Annotated in this window: 13 protein-coding genes and 1 pseudogene; 7 read left to right on the forward strand and 7 right to left on the reverse strand. The window is 54.1% G+C overall.

Annotated features, from left to right (window positions below):
* Window positions 1-137 precede the first annotated feature (137 nt).
* Window positions 138-1,592: a catalase gene (locus tag Q31a_RS06265; protein WP_145075564.1), complete on the reverse strand. Its 1,455-nt coding sequence runs from the start codon at window positions 1,590-1,592 to the stop codon at window positions 138-140.
* Window positions 1,593-1,805: 213 nt separating this feature from the next.
* Here Q31a_RS06265 and Q31a_RS06270 point away from each other — a divergent pair, with 213 nt between their 5' ends.
* Window positions 1,806-2,498 carry a hypothetical protein gene (locus Q31a_RS06270; RefSeq protein WP_145075567.1) on the forward strand — a complete coding sequence of 231 codons (693 nt, stop codon included), beginning with the start codon at window positions 1,806-1,808 and terminating at the stop codon, window positions 2,496-2,498.
* On the opposite strand, the gene Q31a_RS06275 is transcribed toward Q31a_RS06270, so the two are convergent.
* Entirely contained in the window at window positions 2,485-2,826 is a 342-nt protein-coding gene (locus tag Q31a_RS06275) for a hypothetical protein (protein WP_145075570.1), read from the reverse strand. The genes Q31a_RS06270 and Q31a_RS06275 overlap by 14 nt on opposite strands.
* 263 nt (window positions 2,827-3,089) lie before the next feature.
* Between Q31a_RS06275 and Q31a_RS06280 the strand changes: the two genes are divergently transcribed.
* Window positions 3,090-3,302: a hypothetical protein gene (locus tag Q31a_RS06280; RefSeq protein ID WP_145075573.1), complete on the forward strand. Its 213-nt coding sequence runs from the start codon at window positions 3,090-3,092 to the stop codon at window positions 3,300-3,302.
* 194 nt (window positions 3,303-3,496) lie between these two features.
* On the opposite strand, the gene Q31a_RS06285 is transcribed toward Q31a_RS06280, so the two are convergent.
* The 5 genes from Q31a_RS06285 to Q31a_RS06305 all read right to left on the reverse strand — a co-directional run bounded on the left by Q31a_RS06285 (window position 3,497) and on the right by Q31a_RS06305 (window position 10,944).
* Window positions 3,497-5,263: a glycoside hydrolase family protein gene (locus tag Q31a_RS06285; protein WP_145075576.1), complete on the reverse strand. Its 1,767-nt coding sequence runs from the start codon at window positions 5,261-5,263 to the stop codon at window positions 3,497-3,499.
* A gap of 573 nt (window positions 5,264-5,836) precedes the next feature.
* Window positions 5,837-6,769, reverse strand: a complete 933-nt coding sequence (locus Q31a_RS06290; protein ID WP_145075579.1) for a universal stress protein — start codon at window positions 6,767-6,769, stop codon at window positions 5,837-5,839.
* Between the two features lie 34 nt (window positions 6,770-6,803).
* Entirely contained in the window at window positions 6,804-7,754 is a 951-nt protein-coding gene (locus tag Q31a_RS06295) for a universal stress protein (RefSeq protein ID WP_145075583.1), read from the reverse strand.
* Between the two features lie 104 nt (window positions 7,755-7,858).
* Window positions 7,859-8,302, reverse strand: a complete 444-nt coding sequence (locus Q31a_RS06300) for a GreA/GreB family elongation factor (RefSeq protein ID WP_197356311.1) — start codon at window positions 8,300-8,302, stop codon at window positions 7,859-7,861.
* An 812-nt stretch (window positions 8,303-9,114) separates the two neighbouring features.
* Window positions 9,115-10,944: an SLC13 family permease gene (locus Q31a_RS06305; protein WP_145075591.1), complete on the reverse strand. Its 1,830-nt coding sequence runs from the start codon at window positions 10,942-10,944 to the stop codon at window positions 9,115-9,117.
* Between the two features lie 974 nt (window positions 10,945-11,918).
* Between Q31a_RS06305 and Q31a_RS06310 the strand changes: the two genes are divergently transcribed.
* The 5 genes and pseudogenes from Q31a_RS06310 to Q31a_RS06330 all read left to right on the forward strand — a co-directional run bounded on the left by Q31a_RS06310 (window position 11,919) and on the right by Q31a_RS06330 (window position 18,197).
* Window positions 11,919-12,518, forward strand: a complete 600-nt coding sequence (locus tag Q31a_RS06310; RefSeq protein ID WP_145075594.1) for a PDZ domain-containing protein — start codon at window positions 11,919-11,921, stop codon at window positions 12,516-12,518.
* A gap of 319 nt (window positions 12,519-12,837) precedes the next feature.
* Entirely contained in the window at window positions 12,838-13,902 is a 1,065-nt protein-coding gene (locus tag Q31a_RS06315; RefSeq protein ID WP_231691087.1) for a tyrosine-type recombinase/integrase, read from the forward strand.
* Window positions 13,903-13,910: 8 nt separating this feature from the next.
* Complete coding sequence (locus Q31a_RS06320) at window positions 13,911-15,146, forward strand: IS91 family transposase (RefSeq protein ID WP_261342719.1); 1,236 nt, start codon at window positions 13,911-13,913, stop codon at window positions 15,144-15,146.
* A gap of 1,818 nt (window positions 15,147-16,964) precedes the next feature.
* Window positions 16,965-17,381: pseudogene (locus Q31a_RS06325) on the forward strand (DUF6985 domain-containing protein); the annotation flags it as partial.
* A 57-nt stretch (window positions 17,382-17,438) separates the two neighbouring features.
* Window positions 17,439-18,197, forward strand: a complete 759-nt coding sequence (locus tag Q31a_RS06330) for a hypothetical protein (protein ID WP_197356313.1) — start codon at window positions 17,439-17,441, stop codon at window positions 18,195-18,197.
* Window positions 18,198-18,628: the final 431 nt, after the last annotated feature.

Raw genomic sequence — 18,628 nt, forward strand, 5'->3', positions numbered from 1 at the left:
GCTAGAGCAGAATAAGTCAAATTCATCACGATTCGCTTTCTGCGCAAGACACGCGGCGCGTTGCCGATGTCTTGTACGAACGGTTGAAGGGCTCGCTTGCTCCATCTGGCCCATATCTGAATTCGCATTTCGTCTAGTTAGGCGTCGGCCACGCCCTTGCGAATACGGGCGCCAATGTTTTTGTCGATGTTGCTCCAGTACTCCAGCGCTCGCTCAAGCACGGGCTCGAACACCAGCCCCTTGAGATGGCCGACGACATTTGACACCAGTCGGTCGCGTTGCTTCTCGTCCATGACGTCACGCACTAGCGTGCCAGCCTGGCTAAAGTCGTCATCATCCTGTCGCAACGTATAGGCGGCACGAATAAACTCGCCGTCTGCCGACCAAGTCGCTGACTCAGGATATCGCTCGCCATCAGCCGCCGGCCCGCCCTTCGAGTTCGGAGCATAAACGGGGTCGGAAACGTTTTGCGTCCGACCTTGCCCGTCTTTGCTGTAGCTGAACACAGGACACTGTGGTGCGTTGACGGGAATCTGCTTGTAGTTCACTCCCAGTCGGTGTCGATGTGCGTCAGCGTAAGCGAACATGCGACCCAGCAACATCTTGTCAGGACTAATTCCAATGCCCGGCACAAGGTTGTTCGGCTCGAACGCCGCCTGTTCGATTTCTGTGTGAAAGTCGGTCGGATTGCGGTTCAACGTTAGTTTCCCAACATCTTGCAACGGGTAATCTGCATGTGGCCAGACTTTGGTCAGATCGAATGGATTCAGCCGGTATGTCTTCGCTTCCTCGAAGGGCATGATCTGTACTTTCAACGACCAACTTGGGTGATCACCACTTTTGATCGCGTTGTATAGGTCTCGACGGTGGTAGTCACCATCCGTTCCAGCCAGTCGGTCGGCGTCTGCTTGCGTGAGAAAGTCGATGCCTTGATCCGTCTTAAAGTGGTACTTCACCCAAAATCGTTCGCCAGCGGCGTTGACCCACATGTAGGTATGGCTGGAGTAGCCGTTCATATGCCGCCAAGTCTTTGGAATTCCACGGTCCCCCATCAACCACGTCACCTGGTGGGCCGACTCGGGAGACAGGGACCAAAAGTCCCATTGCATGTCGTGGTCGCGGAGGCCATTATCCGCACGACGTTTTTGCGATCGGATGAAGTGCTGGAACTTCATGGGATCGCGCAGAAAGAACACGGGCGTGTTGTTCCCCACCATGTCGTAGTTGCCTTGGCTGGTATAGAACTTCACCGAGAAGCCACGGGGGTCGCGCCAAGTATCTGGACTGCCGCGCTCTCCCGCCACCGTGGAGAATCGGCTCAACGTCTCTGTCTTCGTACCTGGTTGGAACACCGCCGCCTTGGTGTAAGCACTGACATCGTGGGTCACTTCGAAATGTCCAAACGCCCCGGAACCTTTCGCGTGCGGCTGTCGCTCGGGGATCCGCTCGCGATTGAAGTTGGCCATCTGCTCGATGAGGTAATGGTCGTGAAGCAGAATAGGGCCATCGCAGCCTACCGTAAGCGAGTGTTCGTCACTGGCGACGGGGCAGCCCGCATCGGTGGTGGTCGGCTTTGATTCGTTCTTGTTCATAATGCGAGCCCTTTAACTTTGACGTTCGGCGATCTGCTTAACTGGTACAATCTATCATTCCCATTGGGGTGCCGCCAGTTGCTACAAGTGCGGCTTGCGCGCCCGTCAGAATTTCAGTCGGCACGCTCCAGCGTGGCGAAGTTACTTCGTAATGCCTGTATTGTTCAGTGAGCCTGCACCAGTAGTCCACAACGCGGAAAACACGGCGCGCCCATGAATCGTCGACATGAAGATAGCTGGTTCGATGTTATCCACAAGTTTTTGGTCGTCTTCCTACGACTGTTGATCGCGTTCGGGATTCTCTTGGAGGTGTATGAAGCCCTGTGGTTGAATGCAGCGATCGCTGCTGGAATTTTGCTGTTGACGTTCCTCCCAACAATTTTTGCGAGTCGAGTTCAAGTGGAGATTCCTCCGGAATTTGAGGTGTTGACGGTTGCATTCATTTTCGCCTCGTTGTTCCTCGGCGAAACACGCCAGTTTTACAGCAAGTTCTGGTGGTGGGACATCGCGCTCCATGCTACCTCCGGTGTACTGTTGGGAGTCCTCGGTCTATTGCTTGTTTACGTGCTCAACGAAACACCACGCGTGGATCTGCACCTTCGCCCAGGCTTCGTAGCGTTCTTTGCATTTTGCTTTGCACTCTCCATCGGAACCGTATGGGAAATGTTTGAATTCGGGATGGACCACTTCTTCGGAATGAACATGCAGAAGCCCATGCTGAACGACCCTTCTGGCCTGACTGACACCATGATCGATTTGATCGTCGATGCCTTAGGCGCAATGCTCGTTTCCATTGCGGGCTATGTCTACATGAAACGCGGTAATGAATCGATTATCGACCGTGGAATTCAGCGATTCATCCAACGCAATCCACGTCTGTTTTCAACCAAAGTCAACCCGCGCTGACGCAGTGGGTAACCGCCCCAACCTGATCGTCATCGCGGCAACGCACGGGTTTGCTAAGTGACTTCAGGGAGCTGCGGCTGTCACTCAAAGTCAGCGGTTCGCGAGTCTTTGAAGCCCGAGATATGGCGGGACGATAGGAATCACCGTGTATTTCTCTTTGCCAACGCACCCATCTCCAACGCGTGACAGTGTGCAGGATGCGCTCCGCTTCCGGAATCTGCTTGCGCAACTGGAGTGGCTCTTGGTACCGCGGGGCGCTGTGGAGCAAGTTCGAAACACTCTGCAGGCGTTTGTGCAGCTCAATTGCGATCCCGATTTCGGAGGACATGTTGGACCGCTTGCTTGACAGCCAAATTCTCCGACCGCTTTAGGAAGAGCCAGCGCCCTCGCCGCAGACGCCTGCGTACTGCTCACCGCAAAATAAGCTTACCTCAGGTCGGTGCAGGCAAAACGCAATGTTCAAGTAAGCTCCCTGTCCCCAAAGCCAAGGAATCGAAGCAAAGTTCTCGCGGTGCGGTTCGGGCCACGCCAAAACAGCCGTTAGTAAGCCACCACGCTCTGGTATACCAATAGTTTCACCCGGTGAACGCAATGCCACTGAATCTCCTCGACTCCTGTCGATTCGAAGCGGTTGAGTCCGCGTTGATCTCGTCCCCAGGCAGCACAGTGCTGTACCGATTCTTTGACGTGCTATCAGCCCATGTGCAAACAGCTCGAGACCTCTTTCTAACTCATCCGTCGGGGCTTACCCTAACGCAGCGAGCCCGAAGCGGAGAGCATGGCCTCGACGGGGACGGGACGTAAGACGTCAAATCAGCACACAACGGTCCGGCCCACCTCGGTCATCAGGAGGCCTCGTCGCTACGTTAACTGCGATCGCACCCTTGCTGTCATGTTCCAGATTGGTGCTCAATTTGCGCTGAGTCTTCCGAAGATCTAGAAAGAGCGGCGTATGCTATTACGACGGTATCTGCTTGACCTTCAAGATTCTCGCACGCTCATTTGGAAACGGCTGTACCGATACCCGTACGACCGTATCCGTTTCCACAATAGAACATGCGAAGATGCTCACCTTCGCGAATGATCGTTGGATACTCGACCATCTGTTGTTCCCAACCGGTGCCGATGGGCGATAGCTGAAGATTTGCGTCGGATAGAGCACCTCGCCGCCAGTGAATCCCGTCGTCCGATTCGGCATAGCAAATCGAATAGAAGCCGTGCCGCGTTCCAATGGCCGAATACCACATACGAAACATGCCATCAGGTTCCAGGTGTACGACCGGCCCGGCGACCCCAATATCTTCATAATCGCGATTAGGATCACGAAGTAAGACTGCTCCAAGTTTGGTCCAATGAAGTCCATCCGTTGAGGTAGCCAGGCAGATCGTTTTCTGCTGATGGAGAGCGAGGGCATTTCCAGTTGTGGGGCAACCGGTGTAGTAATACCGCCACTGCGGCGGACCGTCGCCCTGTGGCATTTGAATCACAGATCCGCCCGCGACTCCTATCGCGTCGGGAGATCCGTATTCATCGCTTGGAGCGAGAACAGGTTGGTCGCCATGACGCGTCCAGGTAGTAGCGTCGTTACTCGTTGCCAACCCGATACCAGGAAACGCGCTCAGCCCCAAGCCTTGCCCGGCATTGCCCGTATAGTATAGATGCCACAGGTTGTCTCGCATGCGTACGACATTAGGCAACACACACCAATGGGCATCAAAGGAGCCCGCTTCGCCGGTCTCGAACAAAGGCCCAGTCCGAGTCCAATTGTTAACGTCACCGACCGGTGTGGTCGCGACACCAATCTTTTGTTTTCCGTTTTGATGACCGCCGGAATAGAATAACCGGTAGGTGTCTCGGTCACGGAGAATCCACGGATTCATGCAGCGCGTCGCATCGAATTCGCCTGGGCGTGGTGGCAAAACGGGGTTGGATTGATCTCGAATCCATTCGACGGGCCGACGTAGTTCTGCGTATTCATCGGTATGCGACAGACGCATCGTGACCACTTCATGACCGCTGCGAACGATACCCCATAGGCTACCGATGTCGCTACGATCCCAGGCGATTCCTTGACCGGCAATCGGTGCCGCAACTGTCGCGAGATGGCTTAGCTCGCCACCGTCCTGCGGTACCTGCAGGACATAGAGTTCGGCGTGGTCATGGCCAGTCACGAACAGGCTTCCATTGGGACCGAAAGCCCCACCGGAATTGCTGTTGGGCAAAAAACGCTGAATCACGGTTTCGGGGAAGGTCCACTCTCCCGTTGGGCTCCACTGGTCGTCGTACCGAACCAGCTTTGTGCGGCGGATTTCGGCATCTCCGTAAAATGCAAATACGATCCACCATGATCCTCGATAGCGTTCAATCCAGTTGATAGCACCTGCCGCTTCTTCAAACGGTATTGTTTCTATAGGCTGCAAGGCTTCGGCGTCGAATATTTCAACAGAGTTTTTCAATGGCGCTGCGGGCCAGTTCGAGTTAGCACAATAAAGTTTTCCGTCGAAGACCACACCGCTATTGAGGTGTAATATTGCAGACCCAGCCGGCGCGGTCCAGCTTGCAAGTCGTTTGTCGGTTCCCTTTGCATAGCGAGCAATAGTGCGATTGGCAATTGCATAGAAAGATGTTGCATCAACGGCCACTGCTTGGTGTGCTTCCGGAACGCTGATGCGTTGCTGCTCTCGCACGGTGAGTTCGGAAGCTGAGAGGCCAGTGAAAGCGACTGCTGAGACCATCGCTACCATAATAATTGTGATCGACTTCATTCTACTGATACTCGCGAGAAACGTTACGAACTATTGGCGGTCGGAGCAGCTGTCTTCAGTTATTGGATGGCTGCGGACGGACTAGTGAGCAGCTCGCTCTGCAAAGATTGCCATCGCTTGATGTTCGTTGCCGTCCGTCATGCTTCCGCCAACTGAATTCCAGATTGGCCTTGCGTGCATAGGTAATATCGCTTGGCCAGCCGTTGGAGTTCATCTCTGGCACGATGACCTGCTGGGGACCTATCCACACCTCTATTACATATTCTAGCCAGCCATGAGTTGCTTCGTGACAACGACGATGCTCTAGGCGGTGATTGGCAGGAGCGATTAGCAGAGAAACAGTGAGAACCGGCGCGAATGAGCTCGCGTGGCCACTCATTCACGCCCGTCAAGGGGAGCTGCCATGGAGCATGTGTTCCTAGTGATCCGCACAACAACCGATCGTATCTTTGGTTCCGCAATGCACTCGAAAATACTATCGCAGTGTCGCTGACGCAATCGCAGCAGTCCGTCGTGGATAAAATACGCTACGGCCAAACCAACGGCGGCTCGTTAACGCAGCCTGTTGCGGTATCAGGGAACCGCCTCGTTTTGCGGCGGTGGTATCGCGAGCACGTCTCGGTCAGAGTGCCGTAAGACGCCTTCTGTCACGCTGCCTATGAGTGCTCGGGTAAACGCCGATCGACTGCACGTTCCAACGACGATCAATTCCGCAGATAAATCTTGCGTTGTCTTGCAAATCGTTTCGGCGATGCTGCCATTCGAGGGTTGTAGGATCGTGGAGATCCCGTCGAGTTTGATTCTATCCATGAATGACTCAACCTCCTTTTCTGCACGGTTTCTCGCCTCAGCTATGTACGTTTGTTTCTCGTCGTCACTCAACGACGCGCGGTTCATCAGAGCAAGTCCAGGGTCGCTGAATACGTAGAGCAGAGAGGTGTTCAGCCGATCAAGCAAACCGAGTGATTTAGCTTTGCGGATCGTTGTCTCTGAATAAATGGATAGGTCGGAGGCGGCAATCGCTCGACTGTACAGGCCAGCCGGAAATCCGTTGGCCATCAAGACGGGACGGTCTGCGGTGCGGATCGTGCGCTCGGCAGTTGTCCCGACCAGGATATCCCGGAGCAGCTGTCGGCGATGCGGACCAATGACAACCAAATCAGCCTGCAGGTCTCGTGCAGCCTGGTTGATACCGAAAAACGGTTTTCCCAGTACCACGTGAAAGTCGCATTTCACGGAGTCGATTTCTTGGAGAGAGAGTGTCAGTTTCTCAAGGAGTTCGGTCGATGCGTTCCGTTCTGCCAGCACGAGCGACTGCGTCTGATCATTGTCGACAACATGAACCAAGTGTAGCGTTGCATCATGTTCTCGTGCCAGCAGTTTGGCACGTCGGATCGCGCGGTCCGAGCGTTCCGAGAAATCTGTTGCAACCACAATTGCCTTCATTAATCTGCCCACCGAGTCTTCCTGTGAAGTGTTGGATTGATGGTCCGCCGCGTAGTTCATGGATTAAGAGACGTCCCCTTGCTGACCTCTAGGCTTAATTCGCCTCGACGTAGTCCCCCATTTTGATAGGGGAAATAAAACAACTCGGTTTCACCGCGATGACCGAACACTCGATAGAGTCTAGAATTCGCTCTGCTGTGTTGCCGATCACCAGACCCGCCGCGCCGCTACGACCAACCGTACCCATCACGATCAAATCAACGCCATTAAGCGACGCAAATTCTGGAATCACCTGGGGCGCATCGCCCTTGAGCATATGGACAAAGTCGTCGTTGATGCCACAGCCGTGTCCGCGCAGGAACTTGTCGAACATTTGTTCGCTGTGTTCTTGGCGGCTTTCTTTCATCTGCACGTATTCTTGTTTGGTAATTCGTTCTTTGAGCAAGTGTTCGCCACTAATGGTCCAAGTTTGGACGATCGAGAATCTTGCGTCTTCCCGCTTACTGATCGCTTGAGCTAGGTTAAAAATTTCCTCGTTCAGCTCGGCATCGATGACTTCGTCTGTTGAAGTGTCGACGCAGGCCAAGACGTGTCGGACTGGTGACGCTGAATTCGGTGCGACCAAATGGACGGCGCATGGGCATTCTCGCAGCAACCGTGTTGCAGTCGTTCCAAAGAATCCCTTTCGCCGACTGTCGGCCCCCTTGGCGACACGCACGACAAGATCGTGTTTTGCTCGCAAAACTTCACGAATGATCTCAACGGACGATTTTCCGACCAGTACTTTTGTCTCCACGTCGAATCCATTCTCGCGTAGCGGCGCTGCCAACGCCTCGAGTTGCTCTTGCTTCTCGCGGATCATCAATTCATGAATATGTTCATGGTTGCTTACGAATAAACGAACATTCCAAGGTAGCAGCGGAACCACATCGACGATTTTCAAAGTGGCTTGGCACTCTTTTGCGAGTTTCGCAGATTCGCCGACAATGCCTTGGTTGCCAAGCCGCGTGTCGGTAGCGACCAAGATGTTCTTAAAACGTTGCATGCTTGCGTTCCTTTGTGTGGGCTTAAGCTTCGAGAGTTACCGACCAACGGCGTCACGGCTGTTGATTTAATAGCGTCTTGAGTTTTAACGTGCAGGTAGCACCCCTAACCGCCCTGTAGTGGAGACCACCTATCCTTGCTGACGCGGCGGGTTAATATTTCAACAGCCCGGTCCCGTTCGGGTTGATAGACCACTTCGTCGATCCGCAAATTGCTCTTACCGGTTGGGACCTCCCAATGAACTCGGTTTCCGACCCGGTAACCCAGGATTGCGGTTCCGATTGGTGCGAGACTTGACAATCGACCATTGGCGATATTCGTGTCTTCGGGATAAACCAGCGTATAGGAGTCCGTTGCTTGAGACTTAAAATCCGTTAGCTTGGCGGTTGAGTTCATCGTCACCACGTCGGCTGGCACCGAGCCAGCATCGACGATCGTCGCGCGATGGAGTTCACTCGCCAGCTTTTGGAAAGCGGTCAGGGCAGCAATGACGCCCAACAACTCGTACTTCAACAATTCAACCAGACGATTGAAATCTTCACAAGTCACAATGATTTTTCACGATGTCATGGAGAAGAATCTCGTTGAGAATGATGTCGTATCGAAGAGTTTTGGGGAAGGGTGTGGGCGCCATCCGATTGGCTGGCACTACTGGTGTCAGGAACCATCGTCTACACGCGTTGGAATCGTATCGTTCCCGGTCATCGCGACAGTTGCGCCCAGTCACTGGTTGCAACGCGCCCGTTCGTGGTTTCTCGGCGTGGGCCGATAGAGGTTGCGATGTTCTCTCAGGAACTGGCGTTTAGCTTCGAATGTGCCAGTACAGTGTGCCAGTACAGAGAGGGGGCGACGAGGAATGCAGCAGTGCTGCCGGCCGACTTTCACTACATCTACAACCAATGCAACTTTTGCGCCAGGCAGAGCGAATTGGAATGTCATGGTTCCCCGAGCCCGTTTCACGACGCAAACGTCATCAGCGATTGCGGTGTGACAACTAAAGTTGACGCTCTTGGCATGCTCGACAGCGCGAGGCCTGTGAGGAGTGCTCCCCGCGCCGAGGTGTTCGGTAGGATTGAGCCTTAAAAAAAGCCAAGCCACTTTGGGGACGCCGTTCGCTCTAGTAAGATGACAGCAGGATGCATTGCTGCCTCCGCTAGTGGTGGTGCCGAGCAGCATCGCGTACTGAAGCAGCCAATCCTAGGAGCAACGCAATGGACAAGGTGACGCACGAATACGCGATCGACCGCTGGGAAAACGAGGGAGGAAGCTGCCCCAACTGTACGGCGGACATCGCCAAGACGTTTGCTTTTCAACAACGCGCGAAACTGTTTGCGAATTCTGCAGACGCGGATTGGATCCGTCTAGGGATTGAACGGAAACAGGAGCGGTACGATGGCGAGAGTTCCCAGAAGAATCAGTAGCTGGAGTGGCACTCCCACTTTTAGGAAATCTCCAAAGCGATAGCCTCCCGCTCCGGTTACCAACGCGTTGATTGGTGACGCAACAGGCGTTGAAAAGGCGGTCGATGCGGCCAATGCAACGCCCATCAGTAAAGGGTAGGGAGAAACCCCAAGCTGCTCGGCAAGTTCGAGTGCAAGAGGAGCAATCAGCACACTTGTCGCAGTATTCGAGATAGCCTGGCTGAGCAAAGACGTCACGACGAATAGTAGCAGCAAGAGCGCTCTGGGGCTCGTAAGCCCCGGGGATTCTACAATCGCACTGACGACTAGGTCGAGTGTCCCGGTCTTTTCCAATGCCGTTGCAAGCGGCATGACAGAGGCGATCATCACAATGCTCTCCCAATTGATGCTCTGATAGACGTTCGAACCTCGAAAAGCACCGGCAAGCACCATCAGTGCTGCGGCGACAAGGACAGCGGTGACGTTTGCGACGATGCCAGTACTAAGCGCAATTAGCATTCCAACCAAAATCATGATGACCCAGCGTGCGGTGGGGGTAAGCGGCGAATCGCTTTCCTCCTCCTGCTCGCTGACCAACACTATATTGTTTCGCGCTTTACTGAGTCTCTTCAACGCACTTGCATTGGCGGCGATCAACAAGGTGTCACCAGGCCCCAGCGTGGTATCTGAGGTTCGAGTGGTGACGGGCTGGTTTCCATCATGTAGGGCGAGCACCATTGCCCCATACACCCGAAAGAAGTCCACGTCCCGAACCGTTCGGCCGACAAATTCCGATCGCGGTGGAATGATGAGTTCGGCAAGATGGACCTCTTTAGGTAACGTTGCCGATGAAGCAACCAATTTCATCTGACCGTCAAGGATGAGTTTTTGAAGGGCGTCTTCGTTCGATGACTTGATATACAATGTGTCACCGGGTTGGAGCAAAGTTTCAGGATTGCACTTTCGCACCACCGGTCCTCGATTGCTGTCCGTGGAAACCGCGAGCGCGTTGGCATGATAGGTTGTACGAAGCCCGATGTCGCGCAACGTGCGACCGGCAAAGGTCGATCCGTTTGGGATTCTGATTTTGCGAATCTGATCGCCAACGTTGTAGCTGTGAATGAGTTCTGGACGTGAGACGAATCCTTGTTTTCGAGTCACACCCTCGGCACCAGGTAGCTGCCTAGGAAGCAGGCGTGTGCCGATCGTGCACATGAAAACAATTCCAAGGCCGAGCATGACGATTCCGGCAGGAGCGAATGAAAAGAACTGGAATGTCTCCAGCCCTGCGTCGCGCAATTCCTGATTGACGACCATATTAGGCGGCGTTCCAATGAGCGTCAGCATGCCGCCTAGCGACGCGCCAAATGCTAGTGGGATCAGCAGCTTTGATGGCGAGACTTCTGCGCGGCGACAAAGGTTAAGCACGACTGGCAACATCACTGCAACCGTTCCCGTCGAACTGAGAAATGCCGACAACAACGCACTGGTGAGCATTACGGTTACCGTCAGGCGAATCGTAGAAGTGCCGCCAAGTCGGCCTAGCCACCTACCCGCAAGATCTGCTACGCCAGATTCCAGGATTGCACCACCAACGACGAAGAGTCCCGCGATCATCAAGACCAGCGAATTGGAGAAACCGTCCGTCGCTTCGGCCGGTGTGAGAATACCCGTCAGCAGAAGTGCCAATAAAGAGACGAACGCAACCATGTCGAGCCGAAAACGATCCAGCAAGAATGCAATGATTGTCGCAACTAGAATGCAGGTGACGATCCAATTATCAGTAGTCATGCGTAAATATTAACGGCATTGACCAAACAGGATAGGCGTCGTCGACGGGTATCGGTATTGCCAAGTAGAGATGCCCCCTGGCACAGGTGCGGTCTGGCCTCACCGCCTTCTTCCTGTCGAGTGGGAATTGTCACATCCAGTAGCCATTCGCGCTGACAGGCCGAAAGAGCGTCGGAATATTGCCGATCGCCTGCAATTCGCAGCAGCTAGGCGGCGTTTCCTCAAACGCAGCCCAATCCGCTAGCCTCGCCAACTCCGCTCGGGCCCCGCCGAATTTCTCTACTCTGTCGCTGCTGGCGTTTGCAGTGTAGAAGCATGCTTGAGATTGCAAACTTTGCAAAAATAATGGTCTCTTACCGTTTTCACCTGATGACAAAAATATCTCGTGTTCAGGCGGTGTGGACCGTTGCGTCTGTGCGGAGTAACGGCGCGTTGGTCGCGTATTTAGACGTCCCCGTTGCTTAAACGACGACACTTCAATTGGAGCCAGTTCACTCACTGTAGGAACGCATGTTGCGACCAGAGCGTTGTTGTGCCAAATGCCCACAACCCATGCAACTCCTCTCCGAGACTCGTCGTCCGAGCTGACGGGACCTATTCTATGGACCCAACCATCACTCTTGGTTCGAGAGCTAGCCTAGTGCCCCCACGCTACGACATCGTTACAGTATCCTGCTCCGGTGCATACGCATTGACGCCCAACCGCTGCCCACTGGTCGACAAATCAACGACAAAAGAGCCCCTAGTGTCGCTAGATCCTCTACGCGACTGCCCGGCAGCTCGACAAACTGCTTGCCAAGCCATCTCTGACTAGGCTAAACTGACTCTCAACAGACGTCAGCTCAATACTATCCGCATAGCACCTGTCGAGCGAAGCGTCTCAGCTCAACGCACAATCTATCCCTCCGTGCGCGCTGCGCTCCCAGCTGGGGTAGATTGCTATTCGTTTGTATCTAAATAATTTGGAGTTGAACATGAACGGATTCGCATTCGGCAAGTTGGGAATTGCTGCACTGGTTCTGTTGACCAATAGCACGCAGGGGCGTCCTGCAGAACCGACGCATCGTGCACAGTCTGCTGAGCGACTACTCGCGGTTGGCATTCGCGCCGAGAGGGCGGAAGATGGGTCTGTTCTCAGATTCACCGTTCCGTGTGAGTGGAAGGGCAATCGGCGTGATCTCGACCAATTGCAGATTTACTGTCGTTCACACGCCCCATCGGTCCGTATCACTTTCATTGGTCCGGTAATCACGCTCGAACGGATGCGGCAATTTCAAGTCGCCCTGCCCGATGCATGGTTGGAACATTTACCAGCGGTAGGCCTGGGAATCGTTTTTTTAGATGAAATGCATGACTCGCGACTCGTGGTGAGTAAAGTTTCGCCAAACACATCCGCAGAATTAGCAGGTCTCGAAAAGGGCGATTTGATTTTGGGAATTGGAGACTATCGTTGGCCCGAAGCTGACTCGCAAGATTCGTTTCGATTCGCAATGAGAAAGCAGATTCCCGGAGGACATAGTTCGGTTATTGTCAAACGAACCGGGAAAATCATCACATTGCCAGTCGTGTGGTAAGCTGAAACCGCCAGATAACAAGGGCATGAACGCGGATCTGCCGATCACGCGTTCTTAAAAGGAGCATCAACCGCGGTGGCCCGGTTATGGCAGGCGTTGAACTAAGCCGGTTCGCGGCTAGTTCCAACGCGCGGGATAGTTAAGACTCAGGCGGGAAGTACACCTGGGTGCACCCCGAGGTTTCTCCGGTTTCTTGCCATTTTCTTCTGGCGCCCTAGTCGTTTCTAGTGCATGCTTCTTAGTAGATCAACGGTGACGAGCCGGGCTGTGATGCTCTGTCTGTTGCCTCCTCTTGTCTACTCTCTCTGGAGCATCCAGCATGACACCCTACCAGTTTCGTCTCAATCGCTACATCGCTCGTATGGCCCAGGACATGAAGATCCGCAATATGGCCCAGTCGACCATTGACGCCTACACCTGGCACGTCAATAAATTCTGCGAGTTCTTTGATAGTCCACCGGAGAATCTGGGCCCCGAAGAGATCCGAAAATATCAGATCTACATGATCGAACAGAAGAAGTCGTCTTGGAGTTCCTTTAACCAAGCCGTTTGTGGCCTACGCTTCCTCTACGAAGTGACCCTCAAACGCCATTGGGCCGTGCGGCACATCCCCTTCGGGAAACGCCCTAAGAAATTGCCCGTGGTCCTGTCGGATGAAGAGGCAACCAGGCTGATCCAATGTGTCGACAATCCCAAACATCGAATGATACTACTGACCTGCTACGCGACCGGCATGAGACTGCGGGAAGCGACCAACCTGCTTGTGGCCGACGTGGATGGGGACCGCAAACAGATCCTAATTACACTCGGAAAAGGGAGCAAAGAAAGGCTCGTGCCCGTCTCACCCAGGCTGCTCGAAGAGCTACGGGAGTACTGGCTACTGGAGAAGCCACGCAACTATCTCTTTTCGGGGAAGACACCCGAGGTGCCTCTCTCGAGTGCCACAGTGCAGAAGGCCTGCAAGCTGGGAGTCGCCAAGGCGCAGATCAACAAACCCGCCACGCCTCACAGTCTTCGTCACACTTTTGCGACGAGCATGCTCGAAGCGGGAGTCGACCTACTGACGATCAGCAAACTCCTGGGACACGCCAGCTTCGTGACCACGATGATCTACCTGCACGTCCGACGACAACACTTCGAACGCTCCCCGAGCCCCATCGACTGGATGCCCGTGCGGCAGTGCCCACAGTGGGCGGAATCCGATCCAGTTGTCCAGCAGCCTCCAGCGATCCAGCACGAACTGACCGCTCCGAGGAAACTGCCCAGTCTACTTTCAGAAGCTCCCGAGCTGGAAGCCCCTCTCCAGCCGGAAGCGCCCTTGACCCAGCGGCGAACATCGGGACACCACAAACGCAAGCCGAAGAGCAGGCGGCCCCAGCGGTAGTTCGAGTCATTGACGTTCTCAGACGGTACACCGCTGCGGCCGTGATGCGTCATCGCTTCGCTCACCACGTCCGCAGCGTTCTGTCGAAGATCTTACTGTGTCGTACACCTGTACTCAAGGAGCGACGCTACCGCTGCCCGCAATGCGACTACCGATCGGTCGTGTACAACTCCTGCACCGATCGGAATTGCCCAGAGTGCAGCGGTGCTCGCAGGCGTGACTGGCTGGACGGAACCAGCCAGCTGGTGTTACCCGGAGTCAATTACTTCCAGGTCGTCTTCACACTTCCCGACAAACTATCGCCACTGGTCCTTGGCAATCGGCGAGAGTTATACAACCTGTTGTTCCTCGCAGCTTGGCGAGCACTGAACCACTTCTTGCGGCGAAATGGGAAATTCCAGCCGGCGGCCCTGATGGTGCTCCACACCTGGAACCAACGCCTGGAGCATCACCCCCACATCCATGCCGTAGCTCCCGGTGGCGGTCCTGCGCTGGAGGGCGATGAGTGGATGACATCCAAGCATCCCGATCCAAGCTACCGCAAGCCCTACTTGGTTAACGTTGAGGAGCTCGGGCGAGTCTTCCAGCGACGTTTTATGTACGGTCTACGGCGACTGGTGCGGCAAGGCGAGCTCAAACTGGAGGGAGAGTGGTCGAAGCTCCACGACCCGGCTGAGCTAAAACGCTGGTGCCAAGAGCTTCAGACCACCGACTGGAACGTCTATGTAGAGGGACCACAGCATGGGCAGAGCAAGCCTGCGCATGTCCTAAAATACCTGACGCGTTATCTCACCGGCGGCCCCATCGGTGACACTCGCATCCTGCGCGATGAAGATGGCTGGGTACAGTTCTTGGCTCGCAGTAAAGACAAGGGACGTCCCCAGCGTGTGGAACCAGTTGAACTTCGCGGCACGGAGTTCGTTCGCCGCTGGGCGCTGCATATCCTCCCCAAGGGCTTCATCCGTTCTCGGCGATACGGGGGCTACCACACCACTAAGAGCCAAGCCTACTTGCAGCGCTGTCGAGAACTCTTGCCACCCGACACGGTCAAGATTGAAGAAGAGCCCAAGACCCCGCCTGCCGGTGAACGCACCGAACCGGAGTGCCCTCACTGCCATGTTCCCCTGGAGAGCATCAGCAAGACCCCACGTCCAAGTTGGAAGCAGGTGTTTGAGATCGAAGTCTACCGCAGTGCAGCGATCTACTGTCCGCTGCTCCACCTCCTCCGCTCTCGTCCTCCCTAAGCAGGTTACAGTGCCGTGAGCTCAATACCTTTACCACTGCTGAACATCGCCGTATGTACGAAGGCTTCTACGCACAGAAATCTCCCCTCCTCTCCGTCTGCGCCACCACAGATCTCGCCTATCACAATCCGCAAATCCACTAAGCTCAGCTCCTCTCCAGCTGTCACCTAAACAGTTGCAACTGGTAGTCACCGTCTGGTAGACTGACCGTGGCGATAGAAAACGGGCTGCAATCCGCATGGGGTTCCCAAGAAGTTGAGTGCTCCACCGGCCAGTTCAACGCCCAATCTATCCGCCGGGATCTTGTAACCTCAATTCACTTCCAACCGCACCTTGAAGTCATCCCGACGGATAGATTGCAATACGTTGTCGGATTCAATCCCAATCGACGTCAATTGAAACTGCTTCGGTTACCAAGGGGAACGAAGTATGAACGTGGAAATGATTAACAGGCGGCCGGTATACCCCTGACGGATGAGAAGTGTTGGTCAGCTGAAACAGCATTTCGAACCGCACGAATGCACTTGCTTCGCAGTCGTTCAACCAAACGAAATGGATGGGGAATCCCGTTCGATGCCGGAGGACTCGCTCGGTGAAACGCCAGGATCGCCAGCCAGACGCATGCAATTCAAGGCCGTCCTGCGTGACAATAAACCTCCTTTGCTATACTGAAGACGGTGCATCTCAACCTCTAGGGCCTAGCAGTCGAGAGCCGAGAGCAATCCGATGCACATGAGTCGGCGACATCTAAGCATTTTTGCCACCAGACCAACCTGCCGATGAAGTGGTCGGTGTTGTTATGTGCTAACGAAAGTTGTGTGAACTCACTGACTGTGCGTAGAACGCTCCAGGATTTGGAATCTCTTGCTCCGCACGTTGACTTGATTCCTTCGAGAGAAGGAGCAAAAAGTGCCACCCATCTTTTGCTTGAACTGCTTTTGCTAGCTTCTATAGCAAACGAGCAGCTTCAATTGCTAGCAGTGGCAAGTGCTGTCAAAACGAAAAGTGGGTGGCACCTATTGAGTTTGTTTTCGATGGCGATGCTCTCGAACTGCTGGCTTAGCGTCAACGACACCGTCGACAACTGAACGATACTATTCTTGCCCGCAGGCACGGGCCACGAAACCGGAACGAGCTCGATGCCGACAGCGAGAACGTAATTGACGACATCGGACAGAATAAAACGAAATCGACGGCTGGTCCGTTTGCGTCGGCTGGCGCCCCTTTCTCTGCTAACCTCGTCGAAAACGAGGAATCGCAATCAATTTTCTGGCGAGCACCCGACATCGGAGATCTCATTGCGCAAGACATTCGCAACTTGGTCGAATTAGACCTTGCAGCCGCTCCAAAAACGCTCGCAAAAAGGAACTGGGTAAAATTTACTGGAGTTGTTCCACACAAACCGCTTACACTACAGACCGTGTAGAATTCTGCAAATTCATTGATTGTCTCAATCAGGGACTTGAGCCGTCGGTGTTCCCGAAAGAGACGTCCCAATAACCATCGCGATTGCGCGAGTCGGACGGTTTTGAAGTTGAGAATATTTCGCGTGTAGCGGGTGACGCGTGCCGTTCGTCTGACAGGACGCCCTTCTCTGAATTCCTTGAGTCGATTGGATGGCGAAGCGTAACCCTACGACGATTGACTGCGATCCCTTCCCTACGCTCTCAGGGCACAACAGTCATTGGGGCTGCCAGGGTGTCATTCCAGGGGGGCCTGGTTTTCGCCCGTTCGAGGCAGACGACTACAGCGATGGTTCAATTACGATCATCGCCGCAATGAACAAAAAGACGCCCACCCTCAACCAAGTCGCAGGTCGCTGGTTACAAACACCTTCGACGCAATGCGAAAAGAATTACCGTGGCCATCAAAAGGCGGGCCTTTCGCGACTATGCGGAACTGCAAACACGATACGCAGACTTCGTGACACCAAGCCAGATGCCCAACATCTTAGCCCCCGATGGCTTGAACAACTCCATTGGTTTCGCGGGGGTGCACTTTCACCGAGCGGCCAAAGATGGTGTTGCTTACATGGGAATCTACCTTAATTATACTTGGGATATCGAGCACGCTCTCGGGCTCATGATGCATAAAGATCGCATCGTGGAGTTTGGCGGTGCTGATACGGCTATACTAGAATGGATGCGGAGTCCGACGCGAAACGGTAACGAAGACCGACGAACCACGCGTTGGACTGGAGTCGCCGAGGCGGTCCAACTTTGCAAACCACCTTAGCCAGCGACCGCAGTCCACCCAAACGTTACGCACTTTCGATAATTGAACGGAGAACTCGTGTATTGCAACTTGATCAAAGTGACTTGTCCTGTCTTGCTGCTGTTCCTTGCGACACAGTCCCTTGAAGCACAAGAATTCTTTGCCCCAACCGAGTACCGTGCATTTGATGACGCGAACGCAGGCGCGGCGGTGAGCCCGTTTCGCGACCTAGAGTTTGACCTCTTTTATCTTGAGGACTTTGAAGATGGATTGTTAAACACGCCCGGTGTTTCGCTCCTTGAATTTGCCACCACGGGCATTGGGACATCTGTTAGTGATTCGGTCGATGGTGACGACGGAACAATCGACGGATTCGCAACTGGAATTTCGAGAAGCCTGTTTTCCAGCCTTTCGACCAGTTCTTTTACATTCGAATTTGATAGAAGCGAACTAGGCGGACAATTGCCAACGCACGTCGGTATCGTTTGGACAGATGTCGGCAGCAGTGGAGGTGGTGTACCAAATGTTGATGACCTTATAGATAACACCACATTCGAAGCGTTCGACAGGAATGGAGATTCGTTCGGATTGAAGGGTGCTTTTTCACTAGGAGATGCTAGCATTTCAAGAACTACTGAAGAGGATCGCTTTATCGGGTTTGCAAGCCCTGAAGGCATTTCCTCGTTTCGAATTGCTATGCCCGGATCTGATAACTGGGAAGTCGACCACTTGCAGTACGGAGTAACTTCAGTTCCAGAGCCTGCCTCTATGGTGATTCTCTGGGGGGCAACGCTTTGCTTTGGTTTTCGCCGAGTGCGTCGCCATAGTCGTGCATGACGAGTGGATGCACGCGAAGTCGGACTTGCGTCTGTTTTGAAGTGGGTAGTCAGTCGTTCCGACTCAGTAATTGCCGGAGTTCCACAACCAGGAGAAACTTAAAGGTTTTACCGACTGTCGTTGCATGCTCTGATGATCGTTGCGGTGGTCGCAGCATCAACTTTATCCTCGGAATCAGCTGCGCAGTCGAATAGTCCCGCAAGCTCTTCGAAGCGCAAAGCGCTTTGCAATATCGCCACGAAGTCTTGGCTAAACGAGTTGGAGTTTTTGACGCTCAATTCCGAGCTGCGAAAATCTGGCGCGTACCAATTGGGGAGGCTGACGCCGCTCTTTCTTCCGCTGATCTCGATGTTGCCGAAACTCGGGATGCTCGGATCGAACTACTGAAGGCACGACTCGAAAACCTCCCAGAAATTAAAGCGTCTTATGGC

This window comes from Aureliella helgolandensis (genome assembly GCF_007752135.1).
Lineage (GTDB): Bacteria > Planctomycetota > Planctomycetia > Pirellulales > Pirellulaceae > Aureliella > Aureliella helgolandensis.